Below are 25161 nucleotides of genomic sequence, written 5' to 3'. Positions count from 1 at the left end.
AACCATGAAAATAGAGAATTTGAAATTTGCAGTTTTTATGCTGTTGATTGTTTTTAGCACGGCGCTAAATGCCGCTATACCACCAAAAAGCCAGTTGAAAGTGTTGTTTGTAGGCTACGACCCACTAAAACCGTTCCCTGTTTTGGAACGGCGTAATCCGGGAGAAATGACTAAAGAAGGCTTTTTGGCAGAGTATCCCGTACGAATGCCGGCATTTAAAGCTTTGCTAAGTAGCTATTTTACTGAGGTTGCTACCATGGACTGCAGGGATTGGAAACCGCAGGATTCAGAACCATACGATGTTACGGTATTTGACTTCAGTACAAAGGTGATTGAGCCAGCTCGTCAGGAAAAACGTGCCAATGGCAGCACAAAGTATATTCCTGCAAGATACCTTCCGGATAATTTTTCTAAGCCTGTTGTTTTTATTGCCAATACTGCACCAGAAATGGGTGGAAGAATAGGGTTGAAACTGGACTGGCTTTGCCTTTGCCTGGATGCAGATGCGCACCACATAAATACTGGTCACCCAATTTTTAAAGGATCTCTTGAAAAAGTTACGCCTACTATGGTCATGAAGGCAACGCCAGACGGCGTTTTTCATTACACGACAGGTGTAAATTTACCTAAACAAATTCCAATGTGGCGGGTACAAAAAGAAGGTTATTTAGATAGAAAAGATGTTAGGGTTGGCTTAGTTGCCAGGGGAAACCGTTTTGGGGAGTCCCCGGATGCAGAAGTCATTTCAAGCGGTGTTTGTACGAAAGATGTTGGTGCTGTGGCACTTGGGAGGCACGGCAATTTCTTTTTGTGGGGCTTTAGTGCTTCTCCTGCAGACATGACCGAAGAGGCGAAAAAGGTGTTTGTTAATACAGTAGCTTATATGAAAGGGTTTGACGGCAAAACGCCTATTGCCCGTAAATACAACGACAGAATGGCTACTACAGATGATGTTAGGGAAATCATAGCGGCGGTGACAAAAGAAAAATATGAGGAATATGTGCAGTTTCTAAAAGATTTTAATGAACAGAGTAAAAACCAAAAAAAGTTATTGGATGATAAAGTTGCCACAGGACAGACATTGAGCCCTGAGGAAAAGGAATCTATGACCTATTTGGGGATGGAACAGGCTATTGATTCATATGAAAAGTACATAAAATCCACAATGGGTAAATTGGCGACAAGATTTGGTTCTGATGCACCAGCATTTCAAAAGTACATGAAAGAGAATTTTGGCTACTTGTATTGTGACCCAAATGCTTTCTTTGCTTATGAGGTTGATGACGAAGCAAAGCAAATAGGTGTATCAAACCATGACGTCCGGTTTCTGGAAACCTGTATTAATAGATTAAAAAAGAATGAGCAACCTGAGCTTGCTTTAAAGATGCTGAAAAAATATACCGCTGAGGACTTCAGTTCTTCTAAGGAGTGGCGCAGTTGGTTCGCCAAGAATAAGAATAAATTATTTTTCACGGAAACCGGAGGCTACAAGTTTTTAGTTAATACCTACAACTGATGAGGTGGTTCCTGACTTTTTTTTGTGTGCTACAGGTCGGGTTCCTGACTGCGCAAACTGCAGAGAACAGTTTTGATAAAAGAATTGCAAGGGGTGCAGATAGTTTGGCCTGCGAGGTGCCAGATGAAGAAAGGCCCGTTATGCTGAATGCGAAATTGATTTCTGATTATGGGGGTGATAGTGTTGCGGTGATTATAAAAGCATGTATGGCACCGGGTTGGCATTTATATGCGTATATACCAGAAAATATGCCTTATATATTAACAGAATGCCTACTAGAATCAGATGCTAATGCAAAACCAGTAGGAGCATGGATTAAAAGCGCTCCTCAGGCTTCTACGACTGATAAAGGTGTGCTGATCTACGAGGATGTGGCTGTATTTACCCGTAAGTTGAAAAAGACATCTAAATTGATTAGAGGTAAGATCAGCACCGGATTGTACTACCAAACTTGCAATCTGCAGCAGTGTTTACCTCCTGTTGAAGCGAAAATCGAATTGATGTATTGATGAGAATTAATGTCATAAAAAGGCAGAAATAGCGAGTTCCCAATATTGACATTAAGTCGATATGCTTACTTACACTTTAAAATCTATGGTATCAACAATAGAAGATAATCTTCAATTATATCTTTTTCAAGATATCCCGATAAGGGCAGATGTTTTTTATTTAATTGATTAACCGTAACCGGCTTTGATAAAAGCAACGATATTTCGGGGAATTATGGTATTCATACGCTTCCAACCAAGATTTTAGTGGATAAAAACGGCACGATTATCGGTCGCTTTGGTGGAGGCGGTGACTCGGACGAAGCGATGGGTAAAAAACTTGCTGACATCTTCAAATGATCCGGCTGTGAAGATCTTTACAGGGTGGGTAAACGAAGAAATGAATGACAAGTGGAATAATATGCATACTGGCTAGCTTAAACCGTATATGGCAAGGGTATTAAAACGAATATTTAAAAATTAATAATAGATCAATAATAAAATGAAAAAAATCAGCTTATACTTAATCTTAGTATTGTGCAGTTGTTTAACTGCTTTGGCTCAACAAAAACCGACGGAAACCATCATTTTTAAAGGAAGAGCGGGTGCCGTTTATAACGGCTCTATGATGGTAATCTATACCAGGGATCTGACGGACTCTGTAAAGGTAACAGACGGTACATTTACGCTCAGTGCGCCTTATAAAGGGCCGGCAATGTATTATTTTTATAGTAAGTACGAAGCCAAAAGAGACGGCGGTTATTCACCTTTTAGCATCCTGGTTAATTCGCCGGCTCCCGTTGATATTAACGTAGGGGCTGAAGGCCTGGCGAAATCCGTTATCGGGAATGCGCCGGAAAATAAGTTGTATCATGAATTTTCAAAAGCAGGTGGTGGTCAGCAAAAGATAATGGACCAGCTTAATACAAAATATGGCGCTGATTTCTTAAAAACTCTCACAGAAAAAGACCCGAAATACAAGGAGGTTATGAGTGATTATAAGGAATTGGCTTCGGCAAATGATGCATTGGAAGCTTCCCGCTTAGCGTCCTTCATAAAAGCAAATCCGAACTCATTCACTGCTATTTTCCTGCTAAACAATATGATATCAAGCGTACCTATGAATAAGGGCGAGGCACTTTACCAGTTGCTTGGTGCGAATTATAAAAAAACCAGTTATGGTGCAGATATCAAACGAAAAATAAACGCAGCAAAAATAACCGCTATTGGTAAGATCGCCCCTGATTTTGAACAGGCCGATACTTCAGGAAACATGGTGAAACTGTCCAGTTTGAGGGGACAATACGTATTGGTTGATTTTTGGGCAAGTTGGTGCGGACCATGCCGGGCCGAAAATCCTAATGTCGTTAAGGCTTATCAGCAATATCATGATAAAGGCTTCACCGTACTTGGCGTTTCGCTGGATCAGCCCGGAAAAAAAGATGCTTGGTTAAAAGCCATCCATCAAGATCAGCTGACCTGGACACAGGTATCCGACTTGCTGTTTTGGAACAACGCGGCTGCAAGACTGTACGGTGTACAAGCTATACCGCAGAACTTTTTATTAGACAAAGAAGGTAAAATCATATCAACCAACATCAAGGGAGAGGAATTGAACACTAAACTTGCTGAGATATTTCATAAGTGATCTTTTTGTTTTGCAATGAATTGTATTTACAAAAAGTCATGTATTTTTTCAATACGCAGTTATTTATTGCCGATGTAATTCTTGTAGTTATACTAATCATTTTGATTCTTTTTAAAGATAAAGGAAAGTTTAAGATATAATGCCTATGGCAGCTTGAAATCAGGGGGCGGTTGCCATAAGGACCGATTGCCGCTACCTGTTCGTTCTTTGAAATTTAATGCCGATTCTTGATACCGGGTTAATCATTTACTATCACCGATTTATAAGGGATAGGCCGTGTCGCTTTTAGTTTCCGACAGCACGAAGAAACTCTGAACAGAGGTTATTTTAGGCAGCGTAGCCAACTTTCTGTAAAAAAGGTGGTATTCTTCCATGTCCCTTGTGGCAATACGGAGGATAAAATCAAAAGTTCCGGTCATCTGGAAGCATTCCATCACTTCAGGAAATTTGACTACTTCTTTTTCAAATGTATTCAACGTGGTGGCGGTATGATCATTCAGGAGTACCTGGCTAAATGCGATTAATGTCTTATCGATTTTCTTTCTGTCCAATATCGCTACGATTCGCTGGATGTAGCCCTGCTCTTTTAACCGTCTGACACGCTCGTGTATGGTGGCTATGGATTTATGAAGCTTATAAGACAGCTCCTTGTTTGTTAAGGAAGCGTCCCTTTGTAAGAGTCTTAAAATTTCCAGATCGGTAGGATCTAATGCTGAATTCAACATGCCAATGAGTTTATTTACAGAAAATGAGTTAATGCAACGCGCAAGCCGAAAAATATTATAATGATTACACTAAATACCATAAAATTTATGGAAAATATAAAAATGATTGTAATTATAATCGAAAATAATGAATTTTATTCGAATAAAAAACTATAAATGGTAATGAAAACAATAGCGGTTTTGCCTTCCTTTTTAATAGACCTTGAAGATAAGTTTAATCAACTGTGGTATTTGGTAGGTAATACGCCTATGCTGGAATTGCAATATAATTATAAAGGTAGGGCAGGAAATATCTATGTTAAATGTGAACATTATAACCTGACCGGTAGCGTGAAGGACAGGATGGCTTTATACATTATGTACCAGGCTTATAAAAACAATGCGGTTAAAGCGTCCGATGTGATTGTTGAAGCAACTTCCGGAAATACAGGTATAGCTTTCGCGGCAATTGGAAAAGCGCTGGGCCACGATGTGATTATCATGATGCCGGATTGGCTCAGTAAGGAGCGTCAGGATATCATCAAGAGCTTGGGTGCTGAAGTTCATCTGGTTAGTAAAGTGGACGGGGGCTTTTTAGGGAGTATCAGGCTTTCTGAAACCTTGGCTGGAGGTTCTGGTAAATATTTTTTGCCTAAGCAGTTTGAAAACAGGTATAACGCAGAAGCCCATGAGATGACCACCGGTCCGGAAATTTGGACACAACTGGCTGGGGAAGGTAAAATGCCGGATGCATTTATAGCTGGGGTAGGCACAGGTGGAACAGTAATGGGCATTGGAAAGTATCTGAAATTGATGAATCCCAAGGTGAAAATACATCCGCTGGAGCCTGCGGAAAGCCCTACACTAACCACCGGTTACAAAGTTGGCAGCCATCGTATCCAGGGAATTTCTGATGAGTTTATTCCGGCAATTATAAAATTGGATGAACTGGACGAAGTGGTGCAGGCTAATGATGGTGATGCTATTATAATGGCACAAAAGCTTTCGAGAGAGCTAGGGTTAGCAGTTGGCATATCATCAGGCGCCAACGTAATTGGGGCCATCAAATTAAAGGAACAAATGGGTGCAGACGCTGTTATAGTCACCCTGCTGTGTGACAGCAATAAAAAATACCTGAGTACCGACTTGGTTAATGATGAACCCGTAAAGGAAGGTTATATATCTACAGATACAATGTTTACTGGTTACCAGCCTATTTCGCGGTTACCGGCTCCTATTATTATAAATGAATAACATAAAATTTAGCATACATAAGTTATAAAAAAATGAAAAAGTATTACCTGGCGGCTATCATCATGCTGCTGTTCAACTTGAAAACCATGGCGCAAATACTTACGCCTGTTCAATGGAGTTATGGGTCCAAAAGAATAAGCCCAACAGAAGCAGTTGTGTTTCTAAAGGCTACAATAGATGAGGGTTGGCATGTTTATTCGCAAACTGTAAAGGACGGTGGGCCGGTAAAAACCGCCATTTCGTTTAATCCGTCAAAAGAATACCAAACCATTGGCCAAACGGCAGAACCAAAACCCATTACACGCATGGAAAAGGTATTTGGTATGGACGTAAGTTTCTTTGAAAAGTCGGTTATTTTTCAACAGAAGATAAAGCTCAAAGCAAAACAAACTACCGTTAGCGGCAAATTGGAATACATGACTTGTAATGATAAACAATGCCTTCCGCCTGAGGATATTCAATTCAGCATTATAGTAAAGTAAAACCGAAAAAACATGGATTTTTTGTTTACCAACCGGTATTCATGGCTATGCCTTTGTCTGTTATTTTGCGGCAGCTGGGTATCCTGTGCAGTACATAACCCCGCTCGCCAGTCAATGGTACCTGTGCAAAAGGCGGAGCATTCCGGAATATGGATACTGAAAATAAGATTGTTACCAGGCTCCGAGGATCTTGTTTTTCCGATATTCGGACTCCAGGGTATAAATACGGCTGACCGCTTTACCGGAATAAGCTTTCAGGGAAATTACGGGCAGCCCATTGTACTTGAATATCGTTTTAAAAGTGCCGCTCAGTGCCACATGACCCTGGACGAACTATTGAGCACGGGAATGGTAAATCTCATCAGCCTGGCGGAATTATCTAACTAAAATGAGTATGAAAATCAAGATAAACACATTAAGATATAACTTTAAACCTGTAATCGTAACGGTACTTTTCTGCTTTTTGTTACTGACCGATGGAGTTTTGTATGCACAGGATACGGTTTCACCTGCAGGCGTACAGTTTACAGAGGGACCTGCGGCAGCACCTGCAATAATTAAAAAGAAGAGCGCAACGGTTAAAGCAAAGATAACCAAGGTTGCGGATCATCAGGAAACTAAGAAATCTTTATGGGCTATATTCCTTGCCGGGATTGCCGGAGGGTTCGCTGCCTTGCTGATGCCCTGCATCTTCCCGATGCTGCCACTTACCGTCAGTTATTTTACCAAATCCGGCGAAAAGGGACGGGCCGCAGGAAAAGCAGCCATTTACGGTATCAGTATTATCGTTATATACGTGGTGATGGGCTTGCTGGTAACCGTGTTATTTGGTGCAGATGCCTTAAATAATTTGTCTACCAATGGGGTTTTCAATTTTGGCTTCTTTTTGTTAATTGTTTTGTTTGCCATTTCGTTTCTGGGCGCTTTTGAGATTACCCTGCCAAACAGCTGGGTTAATAAAATGGATCAAAACTCCGATAAAGGTGGCCTGGCAGGTTTGTTCTTTATGGCAGCTACGCTTTCGCTGGTTTCTTTTAGTTGTACCGGGCCCATCATTGGCACCCTGCTTGTACAGGCGGCCACAACGGGTGCCCTGCTCGGGCCTGCCATAGGCATGTTGGGCTTCGCATTAGCGCTTGCCCTGCCATTTGTGTTATTTGCATTGTTTCCAAGTTTGTTAAAATCACTTCCCAAATCAGGCGGTTGGTTGAATAGTATTAAGGTGGTGCTGGGTTTTCTGGAATTAGCGCTATCCCTTAAATTCCTGTCCAATGTTGATCTCGCATACCATTGGCACTGGTTTGACCGTGAAATTTTCCTGGTGCTATGGATCGTTATCTTCGCCATGATGGGCTTTTACCTGCTGGGTAAACTCAGCTTTTTACACGACAGTCCTCTGCCCTATATCGCCGTCCCAAGGCTTTTTATGGCCATTATTGTACTCAGCTTTTCACTGTACATGATACCGGGTTTATGGGGAGCTCCGCTTAGGTCAATCAGCGCCTTTTTGCCGCCGCAAGCCACTCAGGATTTTGATTTGTATGCTCCAGGAGGCAACGCTGTGGGGACAAGTAATGCAATCAACGATGACAAGCCTCATAAATACGCTGAACTATTTGATAAACCAAAAGGGTTAAATCCATTTTTTGATTATGATGAAGGAATAGCTTATGCTAAAAAAATGCATAAACCAGTCATGATAGATTTCACCGGGCATGCCTGTGTTAATTGCCGCAAGATGGAAGCTAACGTATGGACAGATCAGCAGGTTTTTAAAAAAATTAATAATGATTATGTGTTGATTCAGCTGTACGTGGATGACAAAACAGACCTTGCCACCAGTGAACAAACCGCCACCCCGGAAGGCCGTCAAATCAAGACAATCGGTAATAAATGGAGTTACCTTCAAACATCAAAATTTGTGGCGAATTCCCAACCTTTTTATGTTTTGCTAAACCCTGAAACGGAACAGCTTCTTGTTGCACCCCAAGGTGCAGATTTTGACCCGAGTGGCTATTTAAATTACTTAGAGATGGGATTAAAGGCCTACCGTTAAATATCCTAAGTGGCACCTGACGAAAGGTATACCCCATGTAGATTTTGGGGAAATAAATAAGAAAGAAAATGAAAGCATACTAAAATCGAAAATTGACGTATTTCATGCTTTATGAAACGGACTAGGGTACCCGTTCAGTGTTAAGAAGTCTTCATTCGTTCTTTATATCAGTTAATAGTTAGGTAATTAGGTAAAAGCATCTTTTGAAGCAGGTGCTTTTCTTTAAAAACCAACAAGCTTTGAGCTTATTATATAAGTTTTATACCGGTATCGTCAGGATTTGCATGACTGCATGGGTGCCGGGTACCCAGTAACAATGACCGGCGTTACTGATTGGCGAAAACACTAATCGATAATTATTACCCATCAACTAAAATTAAATGATAATGTTAAAATTAAAAAAACTTACGTGCTGGACTGCGGGCATGTTTTTATGTCAGCAGTCTATGGCACAAAAAGTAGAATTCACGGAATATGATATGCCTAACGGGCTGCATGTTATCCTGCATCAGGACCATACAGCACCGGTTGTGGCGGTGAGCGTAATGTACCACGTAGGTTCGAAAAACGAAGTAATTGGCCGCACAGGTTTCGCTCATTTTTTTGAACACTTACTATTTGAGGGGACGGATAACATCAAGCGGGGAGAGTTCATGAAGATCGTAGCAGCCAACGGCGGAGAGAATAATGCTAATACCACCCAGGATCGGACCTTTTACTACGAAGTTTTTCCGTCAAATCAGTTTAAGCTTGGCCTATGGTTGGAAAGCGAGCGTATGCTGCATCCCGTTATTAACGGGATCGGTGTTAAAACCCAAAATGAAGTGGTTAAAGAAGAGAAGCGGATGAGGGTAGATAATAAGCCCTACGGTAACTTGATCAGCGCTATTTTTAAAAATATATTCCCAAAGCACCCTTATAATTGGGCACCGATAGGATCCATGGCCGATCTGGATGAGGCAAAACTTTCCGAATTCCAGGCATTCTTTAAAACATATTATGTACCCAATAATGCAGTATTGTCTATTGCCGGAGATATAAATATTTCCCAAGCCAGGGGCCTGATAAGTACTTATTTTGGAGAGGTGCCTAAGAGTGAGCCCATCAAATATACCAAAGTAGAAGAGGCGCCCATAACCCAACAACTGGTGGATACGGTTTATGATGCCAATATACAATTGCCAATGATCTCGGCTACCTACCGGGTGCCTGGTATGGATAGCAGGGATTCTAAAATATTGGAAATGATCTCCACCATTTTATCAAATGGTGCTAGTTCCAAGCTCTACAAAAAACTGGTGGATGATAAGAAAGAAGCATTGCAGGTAGGTTCATTCAATTACGCCTTGGAAGATTATGGTGCTTATATTACTTATGCTTTGCCCAATAACAACACGCCACTCCATACCTTACTTCAGGATATTGATGAAGAAGTCGTGAAATTGCAGACCAATCTGATCAGTGAAACCGATTATCGTAAGATCCAAAACCAGTTGGAGAAGAATTATATATCGACTAATGCAAAAGTATTGGGTGTTGCAGAGAATCTTGCAGACGGTTATACTTTTCATCATAAAAACACAGCCTACACAAATCAGGAACCGGAGCAGATCAGGAGCATCACGCGTGAAGATATCCGAAACGCGGCTGTTAAGTATCTCCAGCCGTCTTTCAGGTTGGTGTTGTATTACCTACCGGCAAAAAATAGTTAAAAATTCGTTTTATCCATATCGGTTAGCCTGTAAATGCAGGCTATTTAAGCAATAAAATCAATGAAAAAAGTTATCATAATTCTTTTAGCCGTGTTCTTATGTCACTATGCTGAAGCACAAACTACCTTTGACCGTACACACCAACCCGAGGCCGGCCCGGCACCTGTGATCTCTTTTAAAGATCCTGTCATTTATAAATTCCCCAACGGAATGATCGTGCTTGTAGTGGAGGATCACCGCTTGCCCCGTGTATCGGCCAGTTTTTACATAGACGCTGGCCTGGTAACTGAAGGTAAGAAGGCGGGAGCATACGGCTTAATGGGGCAAATGCTGAATGAAGGGACGGCGGCGATGCCCAAGGCCCAGTTCGATGAGGCGGTTGACAAACTCGGAGCTGACGTCAGCTTAAACTCATCAGGTGGTAAAGCAGATGCCTTAACCCGTTATTTCCCACAGGCTCTCGAATTACTGAGTCAGGGGCTGCAAACACCTGCTTTTAGAAATGAGGAGTTTGAGAAACTACGCTCCCAGGCATTAACAGGAAAACAGAATGAGTCCAGGAATGTCAAAGCAGTTTCCGGGCAAGTGGTTAATGCTTTACTTTATGGAACGGACAATCCAATGGGAGAGTTCTCCACCGAAGAAACAATAAAAAATCTTACACTCGATGATGTGAAATCTTTTTACAACAAGTACATCACGCCATCGAGATCCTATTTAACTATTGTTGGCGACATTAAGCCTGCTTTGGCAAAACAACTGGCGGAGAAATTATTTGTATCCTGGAAGGGAAGTAATTTAGCCCTGCCTGTAATTTCCACTGTAAAGAATCCGGTCAAAACGGTGATTGACCTGGTTGACATGCCGAACGCGGTTCAGTCTGAAATTACGGTAAGCAACCTGATTACCCTGAAGTTGAACGACCCTGATCTGTTTGCAGCTAAACTGGCCAACGCCATTTTGGGCGGTGGCGCTGAGGCTTATTTGTTTAAATCACTACGCGAGAAGCGCGGATTTACCTATGGTGCTTATTCTACTATAGGCAGTGGCCGTTTCCAGGAAACTTTTAAGGCGAATGCAGCTGTGCGAACTGCGAAAACAGATAGCGCGGTGACTGAGTTTCTTGCCCAGATCACTAAAATCCGTTCACAAGCGGTTTCCGAAGAAGACCTAAAGAATGCTAAAGCGCGGTATAACGGCTCGTTTGCATTAAATATGGAAGACCCGCAGGTTACCGCTTCTTATTCGCGTAATATTTTAATCAATAACCTGCCAAAGGATTATTACCAGACTTACCTCCAAAAAATAAACGCGGTATCTGTGGCGGATGTCCAGTTTGCTGCTCAAAAGTATTTTGGTTATGATAACACCCGCGTAATCGTTGTTGGCAATGCCGGGCAGGTCAGGGAAAATTTAAAAAGGTTGCCCTTTGAAGTGAAGGAATATGATCGGTTCGCACAACCAGTAGCTGTTAAGTAGTTAGCCGCGTCGAAATGATAAGAGAAGGTGATTCAAAATTAACATGATAATATTTGTTTTGAATCACTTTTAGGTTGACTCTGAAGGCCTATAAGTTTAATAGGAGGCCTTGACAGCATAACGTTTTGACAGTGATCAATATAGCAAGTTAATACAGATCCCTAATGTTGAATTTTTATGTTTAGATTATTAAAAGGAATTGCAGTAAAATGCTGGTATTTTATTTGGGGTGAATATTTTATAGAGGCATTAAAAACTACTATCGTAATTGTATCTATTACGGCATTCTTTTTTTGGACAAATAAGCCCGGCATTGCCATAGCTTCCGGGCTGGGTGTGATGTTGGCTAGCTTACCGGATCAACCTAGAACGATAAAGGACCGAGTAAGAATTATGACTATATCCTGTGTCCTGTTACCGATAATAGCCCTCATTTCTTGTTACGCGGTCCATTATACTACAATAATGGCAATTCTTTTACTCGTAAGCTGCTTCTCGTTTTCCATGATTGCGGTTTTTGGGAGCCGTCTCTATTTGCTAGGTTCCAGCGTTATAGTTTTGGTTTTGTTCGTCATGGGACTTAGGCCGGGTAACGGGCTTGTCTTTGCTTTGCATATCGGGTTAGGCTGCGTATGGTATTTGGTGGTTAGTTCATTAGTTGCTTTTATTTCTCCGGAGCGGCCTCTCCGCTTCGCTCTTGGTGAGTTCGTATGTGCCGAAGCTCAATTTCTTCGGAATAAAGGTGCTTTCTATGACCCCACGATACCAATCGACATTTGTTATCAAAGAGGGTTGAAGTATCACGAAATCGTTATCGCAAAACAAAAGGCGGTAAATGATATGATCAAGAGTTATACCAGCCATTACGGAAACGATGATTCTTCATCGGTTGAATGCATACATGCCGTTTCGAAAGAAATAAAAGCGTTACATGCACAGGTTTTATCAATAGAATACGATCACCACCATATCCGCACTACTTTGGGAGAATCGGGCTTATTGCAAAAAATAAAAAATACTATACTTTTAATTGCCAGTGAAATGGATTCAATTGGAACCTCATTCAAAACAGGTCTGTTTTACGCTATTCCATCTGAGACGGATAAAGGCTCTCAAGAGATTCGTAAAGATTTAAAAGCTTTAACACCTTCTTTAGATGACCATATCAAGCTCATAATGAGTGGTTTTATTAACAATCTAACGAACATTGAACAACATCTGCGAAAAATGAAGAATGCTACCTTAAAGAATGATCACAATGATTATTGTGTTCAGGAAAAGGTAGCGGAACAATTTTTGATTTTTGACATAATTAGTGTTTTACAGACAGTGAAATCTAAAATGATTTGGTCTTCCCTGACCTTTAAATTTTCGATTCGGCTTGCCGCCGTTTGTGTTGTCACTTATTTGCTAATGGTAGCATTCCCGATAGGCAAGTACAATTATTGGGTATTGCTCACTATAGTTTTCGTTATGCGACCGCTATATGGTACTACACGTCAACGCAATATTGAAAGGGTCTTGGGTACATTATCCGGTATTCTCTTGATGTTGGGTTTGATGTTGATAGTTCAGAGTACAACGGCCCAAATCATCTTAGTTATCCTCCTATTACTGGGTTATTTGAGCTTTTTGCGCGTTAATTACATGATTAGCGTAATTTGTGTTACCGGAATTGCAGTATTGGGAATCCACATTTTATATGGTGGTCTGTCATTACTGGTTCTCGAACGGTTTTATGATACAATAATCGGATGCACAATATCGCTCCTTGCGGGGTTTCTGTTTCCCCATTGGGAATCTAAACAAATAGATGCCTTATTAAGAGGGGTAGTAAAAGCAAATATCAGTTACCTCGAATACTTTAATGATTGTATGTTAGGACATACGTTTGATGAAGTAAAATATCAAAATTTACGGAATCATGTTTTTTCGGCTTCTGCTGATCTTTCTGCAACAGCCAGCCGATTCAGCGTTGAGCCGGGAACAAGAAACCTCATACTTCATATCTATAATTTCCAGGTTACAGTACATAAGTTATTTTCGGCTGCGACATCTTTGTTTGGGCCTGTCATGACAGATCGGTTACACCTATACACAAAGCAGGCAACTACTTCTGTAGGGTGCGCGGTTGAGATACTCAAGTCAGCAGAAAACTTGTTAGAAAGTAAAAGATTAAAACCGGGTTTTGAAAAACAGGCAACCGGGAGTCAAATTCAGCCCGAAGCCTCAATTGGCTTTAATTTCTTATTGAACTTGGCCAGACGCCTATATGAAGAGTTAGGAAATATTTATGCCGAAATGGTGGTTAATAACAATTAATAAAATTGTCGATTTTAACCATATCAGGAATAATTCTTTTTAATATGATTCTACAAAATGTTGTACTGCAAATTATATAGTCCGCAGTTGGGGGGCTTGTGGTTTTCATTACAATTTGCATCGGCATCCCGCTTTTAATTAAAAAACATGAAAAACGGGGATCATCCGGACAAGCTTTGATGAAAGCCTTCTATCGTTCTTTATAGTTCAGTTAAAAATTAAGAAAAAGAGCTCTTAGAAGCAAGCTCTTTCTTAAGTTTTGATAAACACATCACAATAAAACGTATCGCCATCGCTGTCTTTAACCGTTTCTCCATTTTTTTATAGCGGCTGTTAATGAGTGTGGATATTATGAGAGGCTTGACCAAGCTGTTCTGTGCGCGTTGGAGCAGCGAGTTACGTTGATGGAAGGTAATAACAATTAACAATCAAGAGACTAACATGATCAATGTGTTCCAGAATTGCCTGTTCATAGTTTCAGAATGAGATGTCGGAATGCCCACTCTATATTTCGATATCATTGAATAGAATAAATCAAAAGCACAATAGTCATCTTTTATTCAATAGAACAGATGCCAATGCGGGAACACGAAGCGATCATCAACAAAGTTTTCAGAATACTATGCAGTTATAAGCCCCAGCCGGAGGCTCTGCGGGATCATTTAACGCAAGTATTAGATGGTCGGTTCTACCCTGACCGGAAGATATTGTTTGAGCGAGGTAGCATTGTGAAGGACGTGCTGTTCGTATCGGATGGTTATGTGGCTTGTTATGGCTTTAGTGACGCGGGGGACAGACAGGTGCTTAGTATTGCCGCTAAGAATACCATTGTTTCGGGGAAAAGTTTCACTACGCAAACCCCTTCAACCTTTGAATGGGTTTGCCTGCCGGGTACTTACCTGATGGCTATTGGCTATGAAGCGCTTCAGGATACACATGCGCGGTTTCCTGGTACAGAAGAACTGTCCAGGATAGTGATAGCAGAAGCGGCGGAAAGGGAACTGCTGGAAAGGTTGTCGCTCTACAAGGATGCTGAAATGGTGGTTAAAAATTTTTATAATAGTTTCAAGGAGTTTAAAATACCGGGCCGGATGATGCTTGATGTGGACATTGCCTCTTACCTGTTGATCGGAGAAAGTACACTGCGGAACGTCCGTGGCAAACTAATTAAGGACGGGCGATGGTAGTTCAATGTTTTTTAAGGATAATATAGTTGCTTAATATTTAATATTTAGTGCGATCTTACTTTTTCAGAGGATATATCCGGCGGATTTTTTACAACTTGCGCGAATATCAATTTAACGGTTCTATAGCCCACGATGCGTTCCCCGGCTTTCATGGTTGTATAGGACAAAAATCAACTTCCTATGAAAATATTTTTAAAATTGTTAATCCTATCTTGCAAGAACGAACGGCTCAAGATCATCGGATCAACATAAGATAGGCCGACCTACTTCATAATATCGATTGCGTTTGTAATACTTCCCGAGATGATAAAGCTGGAATTTTAATAGAACCGGGAAATCCTGCAATGCCTGCTGTGAAAGCGCGGGCGTGGCTGTTTTGGTTCCGGCTTTCCAGGCCTTTCATCTCATCTCAGATCATGACCCGCGCTGACTCTGGCAGCGATCTTTATCCTGTAACTTCCAGCCAGGTATCTTCATGATTCTACCTCCCGATTATTAATCTTCATGATGATACTCTAGCCTCGGTGGTGGTAATTATCTTTTTTGTTTTTGCGTTAATTCTTAAGTTTATGCGTTTTTTGCCTTATCATTCACATGTCGTTTCCTGGCTATTTGTTGTCTTTGAACTTGTACTGATCGCCTATCTTTTTATCCGTGGTAATTCGGCTAAACCTAGGTTGATGAACTGGGCACCCCTGGTTGTACTATCGCTGCTGATGGTCTGGAACGGTGGCTTCGGATATGCGTTTAATTTATTCGACCTCGTAGGGGTTAATACAATCGCACTAATCATCATCGTGCTGTTGATGGCAATGCCCTTGTTATGGGCAAGGTTGCGGGAAAAGGATGATCTACCGGAGGGGATGGAAAACACCGAACCTTCAGACCGCTTTATGGAGAACTGTGCAAAGTATGAGTTATCCTCTCGGGAACTGGAGGTGGTGTTGCTGAGTCGGAAGAGTTGGACGAATAAACAGATCGCTGAACAATTGTTTATTTCGGAACGAACGGTCGAGGGGCATCTGCGTAACATTTATTTTAAGGTAGGTTGTAGGCGCAGTAAACTGGCGCTAATTACTAAGCTGAACAGTTAAAGCCAGGTATTGGTTGATATAAGGGTTTACACCTGTTTTGCCAGATTAAGGGTTTGCACGTATTGCGGATAAGTGGGGCGAGGTTGCATTTTTGGTAGCAGCCGGTGAAATAACCGGTTGATTGAACATTAATCTCCCTCAATATGAAACCTGCTGAATTGGAAAAACGGATCAATGAATTGCTGGAGGTACTACACGCAATGGTGCCAGTATCACCCGGCTTTCGGTCGGATGTCAATTCTTTGCCCACGGCTCAGTTAAGCGCAGCAAAGGAAGTAATCTTATTGCCGCCTGCTTATGCCCGTTATGTTTGGTATAGCGTAGATGTATGGCTGATTGCGAGTTTAGAAGATGAAAACGGAAACGATCGGGTAATCCGGATTTACGGGCCTGGCCAGATCTTTACTGATTCGCTTAGTTTCTTTAAAGCAAAACCCTCGAATCTGAAGTTGACGGTCTTGACTAAAGGCACGCTGCTGTCGCTTAAGCGAAGCGCTATTATTGAATTAAAAAAGCATCAGGAAACTCATGAGCTGGTGACTTATATACTTCTCGTTGAACAACAGGTCGAAGCCTGGCGCACCCGCGTTATGGGTTTGCATGACAAAGATAAGGTAGCCACGTTCGCAGCTGTATACCCGATGAATAAAATCCCTAACAAATACGGCGCTTCCTTTTTAAATATGGTGCCGGCTAACTACAGCAGGGAAAAAGCCGCATATAACGCTAGAAACAAAGATTGATGGTTTTTTTGAGCTGAAATATAATCAAAAAATAAATAGAACAAATTGTTGACGGACAATTTAATGCGGAAAATTTCAGCGGAAATTTGAGGTAATCAAATAGTTAGGCAATGAAAAAGGAAACCATACTGAGGATTATTTCGGGCTTAATGGCTGCAATGTTTAGTTATGCGGCAGCTATAAAGCTCTCAGATTATCCCAAATCTCGGGGCGAAATGTTAAATCAGGTATTTCCGGTGCCAATTGCAGATGTTCTAACATGGCTTATTCCTGTTATCGAAATGCTTCTTATTGTACTCTTATTATTATCAGCCACACGAAAAAAAGCTACTTGGGGTTCATTGATCTTGCTGTCTGCTTTTAGCATTTATATAATCCTGGCGACAAATGATGCATTCAGCCGGACACCCTGCTCATGCGGTGGAGTTTTATGGGACAGCGCATCTTACTTGGCTCAACTAATCTTTAATATTGTCTTTATAGTCCTTTCCCTAATCAGCCTTACTATTGAAAACGGGCGGCTAAAAGACTTTTCATGGTTTCACCTTAAATACAAAAAACAGCTTGCCTCAAACAGTGCCTGAACTGCAATGGCAGGGAAAAGAGCCAGCCCTGCATAGGAAACAGATAAACAAAAATGTGAGAAGATCGCGGCTTCAAGGGATCAAATCACCAAATCGGGCCCGCTAAAAAATAAAAGCGGGAACACAACATTTACCGTCATGATCAAGAAAATCATCTCACAAATTAAAAGCGTTAACAAATACGGGTTCGTGGCCGTATTAATCGCCACAAGTTTAGTGGCATTCAAACCAGCAGCCAAACAAACTACGATCAAATGGCGGGCAAGCTATAACGGAAGTGGAAATATAACTGGTTGGACAAATGTTAATTCACAGGTACAGGGAACTAATTACAATTGTGTATCGAGCGCTAATATTTGTACCGGCCAATTTCCTTCTGGCGTTACTCCATCGGCAAGCTCGACGCCGTTAAGTAGTGTGAGCGGTAATTTTAACCCCATTCCCTAATAGCATTGGTATTGGCCAACTATTTATTAAAAGCAGACTGTGTTTTTATACAGTCTGCTTTTAATGTTTTTCTACCTTGGATTTTGTACTATTCCACTTCCTGAAATTTCGTCATCAGGAATAGGGAATAAATAACGAGTGCCATTAGGAAGCAAAGTATAGGTGTTTCCATCAAGATTACGGCTTAATGTAGTAGCAAAGCGTGGTTCTTTATTCAACCGCCTCAAATCCGTCCATCTCGTTCCCCGTGAAATAAGTTCCTTTCTCCGTTCGAGCAATATTTTTGTTAACGCAGCATTAATGTTTGTGGTCGTAAAAGGCAAGGTGCCTGTTACGTAACGATTGGATAATAACGTATTTAGGTCGGCTAAGGCTCCTGATAGGTTATTTAGACGTGCATAACATTCCGCTCTTGTCAGATATAGCTCATCAGTCGCCAATCCGCTGAAAAAATACGCATACGAACCTCTAAAATTGTAGCCTGTTCCATTCAGCCTAAAGAAGACGGTTTTCCTTAAATCATTAGTTTCATATAAGTTATAAAGATCAGTGTCAATGTAAGTCAGTGCTTCATAACTATAAGAGTAAGCATTAATCGTTGCATAGTACAAAACTTCATCGTTCCCATTGGGCAATATGTTAGGAAATGGCCTTGAAGCACCCGGAGTTAAAGTGTTGTAATCGATCAACTTGTTGTTTGATTTAATAGCGGTTGTCGCATTTACTGCGGCTTGTGTATAATTACCCATCGTAAGATAAACCCTTGCCAACAAGGCGTCTACCGCTGCTTTACCTGGCCTTGATTTATAGGTTACCTGTGCATTAAGCAAAGTTTCAGCAGTGGAAAGATCACTGATGACTTGATCGTAGGTCTGCTGGACAGTCCCGCGAACAGATTTGATATTAACATCAGAATTTAGACGAATAGGTATGCCGGGCTGTTGAGTAGCATTCCGTTGATCATACGGTGCCGCGAATAATTGAGCAAGGTTGTAAAAGGCGAATGCCCGGTAAAACAAAGCGCTGCCTTTGATTTGGTTATAGTTGTTTTGTGTGTTGGCATCTGGTTTAATAGCCTCAAGTCCATCCAATACAATATTTGCATAAAATACCTGCTGGTATGGTACATCCCAATCCGGCGTTGTTGAACCCTCATATATATTGCTTAGCCACAGATAGCTGTTTCTTTCCATAGGAGTAACCCATGACTTCCAGCCGTTGTCTGTAGTGTAAAATTCGTCTGCGGAAATAACATTCAATCCAGGGGTGCTATTCATCGTAATGATATTATCCATCATGGATTGGAAATCGCTTAACGTAGTTGGAACAAGCAGCGATTTGTCGGACTTTTCATCAAGAAAGCTTTTCTTACAGGAAGCCACTGAAAAGATAACAGCTGAAAGAAGTATAATATATCGTATTTTCATTTTCTTAGAGTTTAAATGGTGCTAAAATCAATTTACTTGGTGCTGTTTCAAAAATCGGCCTTTAAGCCCAGGGCAATGGTTTTAGGAACCGGGCCAGTCTGGTAATCGGGATCAACTCCGGATTTATTAGCTTTCCAAAGTAAAGCAAGGTTGTTGGCATAAAGGTAAAACTGAACATTGCGGAACGGAAGCTTTTTCAATTGTTGGCCGTTAAACACGTAGCTAATGTTCACATCCTGTAATCGAATATTGTCAGCTTTTTCAACTAACACACTGGAAAAATTATAAAACAGGTCCCTGTTAGCTATGACGGTGGTCGGCATGGATGGTACATAGGTATTTGCTTCATCACCTGGTTTCTGCCAGCGCTTGTAATAGTCGCCATTACCACCTAATCCGTAATTGTTGCCATAGCCTATAGAATTTTTACGGAAGTAATAACCTAAATTATAGGAGATATTAGCAGAGATGGATATGTTTTTATAAGCGAAGCTATTTCTGAATGAGCCGAAGATCGTAGGTCGGGCCGAACCGTTGTAGACCAAGTTGCCCGGGGTTGCTGACGATATGATAGCAGAATAATCGGTGCTGATATCCCCGTTCAAATAACCTTGCGGGTTACCTGTCTGGTGGTCAAGACCAGCCCACTTATAGCTGAATAAAGCATAAAGCGGCCTGCCCTCTACTGGGATTTTCCCTAATCCGTCGCCATATTGTAGTAAGTATGCAGCAGGAAACGGGGTAAGATATTTGGTTACTTTGTCTTGTATCAGGCTTAATAAAAAAGTAGTGTTCCATTTAAACTGCCTGTCAATGTTTTTCGTGTTCAGTGTTAAGTCCATGCCATTGCCGCTGGTATTGGCAGTATTTCCTGTGAACGTGGTAATACCTGTAGATGGCGCATAGGGAATAGTGCCGATGAGGTCGTTCCCTTTTTTATGGTAATATTCGATTGTTCCAGTGATGGTATTATTCCTAATTCCAAAATCAACACCCAAGTTAATTACCTGTACTTTTTCCCATCTTAATTCAGGATTGGGAGGATTGGTGATTTGTGCATAAGGCTGATTGATCGCGCTCTGTGAGGCAGCCCAATAAAGGGCTGTTGTGTAAGCCGTAACAGTTTTATTTACATTTCCATTGTACCCGTATGTTGCCCGCAGCTTTAACAATGGTAACCAGTCACTTTTACAAAATCCTTCGTTGTTGATACTCCAGCTTAATCCTGCAGAATACAGCGGAACCCCCTTTTGATTCGTCTTGACACCGAACAGATTTGATTCATCACGCCTGATGCTTCCTGAAAGTGTATAGCGACGGTCATAAGTGTAGGCTCCGTTAAAATACCACGATCTGTAATTATCGTGAAGATCTGTGGTATAATCTGTATTGGGAACAATACGGTAATCATAAGGATTATTGTACATGATATAATAGTCCGTATAATTAACTAAACCGCTGGTAGCATGTGTATCGTCATATCCATAAAGGCGGTTTCCTGCTCCGGTGGTATGTAGTCCCCGGACTTCGTACCCACCGATAGCGGTCAGTTCATTTTTTTGACTCCAGGTAAGGTTGTAGTTAAGCTGTCCACGTATGTCATTACTAACACTTATTACGTTGCGCGAGTCGAGAATACCCCCTGCTGGTATGGCCAATGTCAATGAGCCGTCTGCGTTAATTTGGGTATATTGGTTGATGAGATTCCTTGTATAATAGGTGTCCTGGCTTTGCAAATTTCTTCCATCTGTTGAACTGCGCTCATATTGGTAAAGAACCTGTGCGCTCAAACCGGGCAATACATTGTACTTCAGGCTCGTGTTTAACCTATAGTCGGTTATCTTTGAAGTGTTGTCAGCATTGCGAACTTCTTGCAATGGCTTATAAGTCCAGTCAAGCAGGCCACCTTGAGCGGCTGTTTGAATAAATCCAGCCCGGTAGTCTTTGGTGATCGCTAAGGGATTGCCATTATTGTCAGCCAGGCTGGCATAGGGATATAAAGTATTACCGTCATAAGTGATCTGATCTATACCCGGATTGTTTGCAGTAGTACTACTTTGGGTAATATAAACACCTGTTGTAAATTCAAGTTTATTTTTAAGCCAGTTGTAAGTATTATTGGCATTTAATGTCACCCGGTCATACTCGTTTCCGACGAGATTATCTAAATTTTTATCATAGCCTCCTGAAATATAATACCGTTGATTTTCCGAGCCTCCATTGATGTTTAGGGAATATTGCTGGTTGACATTTTTGCGATAGAAATACTTTTCAAGGCCATTACGTACATCCTGAATTTTCAAGGCATTGATTTGCGCATTTGCTGCCTCGGAAGTGATTTTTCCGTCGCGTTCGGCAATGAGCAATTCTACTACAGGGGTAAGCGGAAGATTGTTGTAGGATAATTCTGTATTTTGATAATAGCCCTGAGCAAACAGTTTTTTCTCAGTTTCGATGTAATCGGCACTGCTCATTCTTGATTGATAGAACAGATTAGGTTTGTCGCCTATGGTAATGTTTGAATTAAAAGAAATGTGTACAGACTGATTGTATTTACCTTTTTTTGTCGTGATAACGATAACTCCGTTACCTGCCCTTGCACCCCATATAGAAGCTGCTGCTGCATCTTTGAGAACTGTGATACTTTCCACATCATTAGGATTGATGTCATTGATGTCACCATCGTAGGGAAAATTATCAACAACAATCAACGGCTGTGCATTACCAAATATAGTACTAAGCCCCCTGATGCTAATATCATTTTTAATTGTGCCCTTACCTTTGTTGAAAATCAGCCCGGAAGTAACGTTCTGCAAACGGCTTAAAATATCTGTGCTGACACTTCTGTTTAGTAGATTATTGTCAACTTTAACAAATGAACCGGTGGCTCGTTCTTTGGATATATCCTGATAGCCTGTAGACACCATCACCTCGTTTAACTGATAAGGGTCAGGTTTAAGGGGAATAGTCAATGGAGACAAAGGCAGTGTAATAGCTATATCGGTGGTTTTAAAACCGATATAAGATATAAGCAAGACAATTTTATTACTGTTCGCCACAACATGGAATTGCCCGCTGCTGTCACTTGTTGTACTGATATTTGTGCCCTTAATCTTTATGGTTGCCCCTGGTAAAGGTGTATGATCAGACAAGGATATTATCGTTCCCTTAACCCCCTGTTGCGCGTAGCTCAATGCCGCATAGCAAAGTAGCATTATAAAAAGTATAAATTTTTTCATTTAATAAATCTTAAATTGGGTGAAAAATGATTTGAGAAGCTTAGGAATGCGATGGACTATTCTTTATCCCTAAAAATCAGCATATGGGTATTTTGTACTGATTCTTCAAATTTTAGATCATACTTTTGAAGTGCCCTGTTGATATCTGCAACATTGGACAGATTAGCATCAATATCCATATCTACACGTCCGGTAAATCCTGTTGCATCAACAACCGGGAATGGACTGCCCTGTAAAAAAAAAGCGTCCAATCTGCTTGTCAACTGTCCGATATAGTTATTACGGATATGCAGTCCAAATTCATCGGATTCGACTGAAGTCGGTCCTCCTTTACTATGTAGTTTATCCTGATTCGAGGTTCTGACCAATGCCAAGCACTTGACTGGGATTGTCTTTACACTAACCGAATATTGAGTAAAAAAACGATTGAGATCATTTTGCATGAGGGTGAAAATTTGATTAGCCTGGGCCGGAGGAACGATTACTTCGTAGCTGAAACCGCTTCCTGTTTTCATCCAATCAATAAATACCTGTCCCGATGAATGATTTATGAGCTTTGAAGGCTCTTTCACCTCAATGATCATACGGTTATCACCAAACCATCTACGTCCTTCGCCGTAAGCCAGTGCGTAAAGCTTTGGGATTGTTTGATTGGTTGCTGTTAAACTCCTTGGCTTGTCAGCTGCAGGCTTTTCTTCATCATATTTAAATCCCGACAAGAGGCCATCAGTATAACCTGTAATTAAAGTGTGATAAAGCATGTTGCTGCCGTCACCTCCGTTACCTCCGATTAACAATGGTCTGGCTCGATCATATTCAATATGTACATCTATTTTTTGTCGTACCGCAATTTTTCCGGTTCCTAAAAATTTGGCAATATTGGATGAATTGACATCATTGTATTCTGTAATCGAAACAACCGTTCCAGTGTCGTTAATCCAAACATAATGTGGTAGATAAGTATGTGGGAAAAGTTTCGCCAGTTCGGTATCGCCGGTTACATCCGGCAAGTCGTATCGCTTTTTTTGTTGTAACTGAAACTTCTCTAAAAAAGATCCTATGATTTGTTCAGATTGGTAGGCTACTGGTAGGAACTGCATTTTTCCGGCAAATTCTTTTTGTAGGCTGTCCATTTTGGGGATCATGGCCACGCATGGGCTGCACCAGGTGGCCCAAAAATCGAGAATAAGGAGTTTGCCTTTGAAGTCGGATATTTTAGCGTTGGTGGCGGGTTGGCCGTTGGCGTCTTTGTAGTTGATAATGTTGTTTATGGTAATGTCGGGTACTTGGTCGCCGATTTTCAGGGCGGTGATATTGCCTGGTTTGTTCTGTGCGTGTGCGGTAAAATTTAGGCAAAGCACAGCCAGTACTAAATTTAATATGATTTTTTTCATTAAATCAGTTAGTTAAGGAGCGTTAAAAGTTAATTTGATCCTAAACAGGAGAAAACGGCAGCCCAAAAGCATTAACTATTAACTGGTTGGCTGCCGTTTTCAGCGTTTAATCGGGACGCTTAATTATGTTCTTAAAGAGATTTTTGAGATTTTGAAAACAACGTAAAGTATATAGAAAACGGCATACTACTTCTATCGAGGTAGTTAAAGAAGACGTACTGACCGCTTTGTTACTTTGTTGTGGCTTCATTGCTTGTTGTAAACAAGCCTTGCCTGGACGACCCTTATATAAATAAGTGTGAGGGCTGCATCACGTGACCCCATATTGGTTCTCAGGCCTTACGTTATCACATGTGAACAGCAGCACCCCACACTTATCAAATGATGCTAAAGATAGCACTTTGTTGAAAGTGTTGGGGTATCAATTCTGCTGCCTTGCAGTAACGGCCTGAGATGGGTCGCAAGACTTTTATATTAATACCTTTTATAAAATAAACTTAATTCTTCTTACATAATGAGTTAGTGTTGGATAACCTCTAAAACAAATATAATAAATCACTTCAAAAAAAGCAAATACTTATTGAAATTGTCACGATTTGGTATTGTCCATTTGTTTTATGGACAATACCAGCTTAATTATTAGTGCCAATGTGATAGAGTTGAGGGATGCATTGGGACTTTCACAAAAAGATTTTGCGTTGTTATCACTTATCTCTACATCGACTTTGGTAAATATCGAGTCCGGTAAGAAATCGTTTAGAATTAAATCTCTAGATGGAATTATCAATTTCACCACCATTAAATTAGAAGATTTAAGTAAAAGGAATTTTGTACCCTCAATAAATTTAAGAGAAATACTTGCCCAAAAATATAAATCTATACCTGCTATACAGGTTCTTTTGAGTCAAGAGCCGTCAATACCTTATTGTATCAAATACAAAATGCTTCCAAGTGGTTATCTTGATATTCCGAGAGAAACAAGTGAGATTAAGAGTTTCTTTTTAGAATTGGGATGGAATTTCAAGGCCAATTCATTACACACAGCATTAAAAAGAATGACACTTTTGATAAAAATAAGCCCCCATCCAAAAAAGAGCGGTACAAATTTATATTCCAAAATATAGAAATCAAAGTCTATAGAAATCTCGGCTTCATCCGGGGCAATCAAAAAAGAATGATTTTAGTAAAAGCTGTACCCTCCGGTGCGGCTTTTTTTTTACGACAAGTGATTACACCTGTTTTGTTCGTTTAGGGGTTTTCACGTATTGCGGTTTAGTGTTTTTGTACTGCACATTTGGCTTTACCAAAATAAACGGCCTATGGTATATGCATACTTTTCTCTGCTGATTTTATTGCACAGTTAACTATCCCTATGGGGGAGTCGG

General features: G+C 40.9%; 19 protein-coding genes. 15 read left to right on the top strand and 4 right to left on the bottom strand.

Translation table 11 applies throughout. The features are described from left to right. Window positions 1-4 precede the first annotated feature (4 nt). From IDJ77_RS22470 to IDJ77_RS22460, 3 genes are all read left to right on the top strand, one after another. Window positions 5-1516 (top strand): hypothetical protein, encoded by a 1512-nt coding sequence (locus IDJ77_RS22470; protein ID WP_191191231.1) that lies wholly within the window; start codon window positions 5-7, stop codon window positions 1514-1516. Next, entirely contained in the window at window positions 1516-2025 is a 510-nt protein-coding gene (locus IDJ77_RS22465; RefSeq protein WP_191191230.1) for a protein-disulfide reductase DsbD domain-containing protein, read from the top strand. Before IDJ77_RS22470 ends, IDJ77_RS22465 begins: the two co-directional genes overlap by 1 nt. A 481-nt stretch (window positions 2026-2506) precedes the next feature. Beyond that, window positions 2507-3652, top strand: coding sequence for a TlpA disulfide reductase family protein (locus IDJ77_RS22460; RefSeq protein WP_224751197.1), 1146 nt, complete (start codon window positions 2507-2509; stop codon window positions 3650-3652). Window positions 3653-3912: 260 nt separating this feature from the next. Here IDJ77_RS22460 and IDJ77_RS22455 read toward each other — a convergent pair whose 3' ends face one another. Next, the gene (locus tag IDJ77_RS22455; protein ID WP_191191229.1) at window positions 3913-4377 is read right to left on the bottom strand and encodes an Lrp/AsnC family transcriptional regulator; all 465 of its coding nucleotides are present in this window, start codon (window positions 4375-4377) and stop codon (window positions 3913-3915) included. A 162-nt stretch (window positions 4378-4539) separates the two neighbouring features. Between IDJ77_RS22455 and IDJ77_RS22450 the strand changes: the two genes are divergently transcribed. The 11 genes from IDJ77_RS22450 (at window position 4540) to IDJ77_RS22400 (ending at window position 17716) form a co-directional block, all read left to right on the top strand. Continuing rightward, window positions 4540-5610: a PLP-dependent cysteine synthase family protein gene (locus tag IDJ77_RS22450; RefSeq protein ID WP_224751196.1), complete on the top strand. Its 1071-nt coding sequence runs from the start codon at window positions 4540-4542 to the stop codon at window positions 5608-5610. A gap of 32 nt (window positions 5611-5642) precedes the next feature. Then, entirely contained in the window at window positions 5643-6092 is a 450-nt protein-coding gene (locus tag IDJ77_RS22445) for a protein-disulfide reductase DsbD domain-containing protein (protein ID WP_191191227.1), read from the top strand. Between the two features lie 394 nt (window positions 6093-6486). Then, window positions 6487-8148 carry a protein-disulfide reductase DsbD family protein gene (locus IDJ77_RS22440; RefSeq protein WP_191191226.1) on the top strand — a complete coding sequence of 554 codons (1662 nt, stop codon included), beginning with the start codon at window positions 6487-6489 and terminating at the stop codon, window positions 8146-8148. A 386-nt stretch (window positions 8149-8534) separates the two neighbouring features. Next, window positions 8535-9860, top strand: a complete 1326-nt coding sequence (locus tag IDJ77_RS22435) for a M16 family metallopeptidase (protein WP_224751195.1) — start codon at window positions 8535-8537, stop codon at window positions 9858-9860. 60 nt (window positions 9861-9920) lie between these two features. After that, on the top strand, window positions 9921-11339 hold the full coding sequence (locus IDJ77_RS22430) for a M16 family metallopeptidase (protein WP_191191225.1): 1419 nt from the start codon (window positions 9921-9923) through the stop codon (window positions 11337-11339). Between the two features lie 177 nt (window positions 11340-11516). Continuing rightward, the gene (locus IDJ77_RS22425) at window positions 11517-13661 is read left to right on the top strand and encodes an FUSC family protein (RefSeq protein ID WP_191191224.1); all 2145 of its coding nucleotides are present in this window, start codon (window positions 11517-11519) and stop codon (window positions 13659-13661) included. A 572-nt stretch (window positions 13662-14233) separates the two neighbouring features. Further along, window positions 14234-14848 (top strand): Crp/Fnr family transcriptional regulator, encoded by a 615-nt coding sequence (locus IDJ77_RS22420; protein WP_191191223.1) that lies wholly within the window; start codon window positions 14234-14236, stop codon window positions 14846-14848. Window positions 14849-15417: 569 nt separating this feature from the next. Beyond that, window positions 15418-15942 carry a helix-turn-helix transcriptional regulator gene (locus IDJ77_RS22415; RefSeq protein WP_191191222.1) on the top strand — a complete coding sequence of 175 codons (525 nt, stop codon included), beginning with the start codon at window positions 15418-15420 and terminating at the stop codon, window positions 15940-15942. 143 nt (window positions 15943-16085) lie between these two features. Further along, a complete protein-coding gene (locus IDJ77_RS22410) occupies window positions 16086-16685 on the top strand; it encodes a cyclic nucleotide-binding domain-containing protein (RefSeq protein ID WP_191191221.1) in 600 nt (199 codons plus the stop codon). A 110-nt stretch (window positions 16686-16795) separates the two neighbouring features. Then, the gene (locus IDJ77_RS22405) at window positions 16796-17269 is read left to right on the top strand and encodes a MauE/DoxX family redox-associated membrane protein (protein WP_191191220.1); all 474 of its coding nucleotides are present in this window, start codon (window positions 16796-16798) and stop codon (window positions 17267-17269) included. 138 nt (window positions 17270-17407) lie between these two features. Further along, the gene (locus IDJ77_RS22400; RefSeq protein WP_191191219.1) at window positions 17408-17716 is read left to right on the top strand and encodes a hypothetical protein; all 309 of its coding nucleotides are present in this window, start codon (window positions 17408-17410) and stop codon (window positions 17714-17716) included. 71 nt (window positions 17717-17787) lie between these two features. On the opposite strand, the gene IDJ77_RS22395 is transcribed toward IDJ77_RS22400, so the two are convergent. The 3 genes from IDJ77_RS22395 to IDJ77_RS22385 are packed head-to-tail and all read right to left on the bottom strand — an operon-like array spanning window position 17788 to window position 23776. Further along, a complete protein-coding gene (locus IDJ77_RS22395; protein ID WP_191191218.1) occupies window positions 17788-19143 on the bottom strand; it encodes a RagB/SusD family nutrient uptake outer membrane protein in 1356 nt (451 codons plus the stop codon). Window positions 19144-19190: 47 nt separating this feature from the next. Then, the gene (locus tag IDJ77_RS22390) at window positions 19191-22382 is read right to left on the bottom strand and encodes a SusC/RagA family TonB-linked outer membrane protein (protein ID WP_191191217.1); all 3192 of its coding nucleotides are present in this window, start codon (window positions 22380-22382) and stop codon (window positions 19191-19193) included. A gap of 56 nt (window positions 22383-22438) precedes the next feature. Then, window positions 22439-23776, bottom strand: a complete 1338-nt coding sequence (locus tag IDJ77_RS22385) for a TlpA family protein disulfide reductase (protein ID WP_191191216.1) — start codon at window positions 23774-23776, stop codon at window positions 22439-22441. 617 nt (window positions 23777-24393) lie between these two features. Between IDJ77_RS22385 and IDJ77_RS22380 the strand changes: the two genes are divergently transcribed. After that, a complete protein-coding gene (locus IDJ77_RS22380; RefSeq protein ID WP_191191215.1) occupies window positions 24394-24900 on the top strand; it encodes a helix-turn-helix domain-containing protein in 507 nt (168 codons plus the stop codon). The last annotated feature ends 261 nt before the right edge of the window (window positions 24901-25161 follow it).

Source organism: Mucilaginibacter pankratovii (genome assembly GCF_014773265.1).
GTDB classification, from domain to species: domain Bacteria; phylum Bacteroidota; class Bacteroidia; order Sphingobacteriales; family Sphingobacteriaceae; genus Mucilaginibacter; species Mucilaginibacter pankratovii.
The sequence above is the reverse complement of the archived record's forward strand: the minus strand, read 5'-3'. Positions and strand labels throughout refer to the sequence as shown.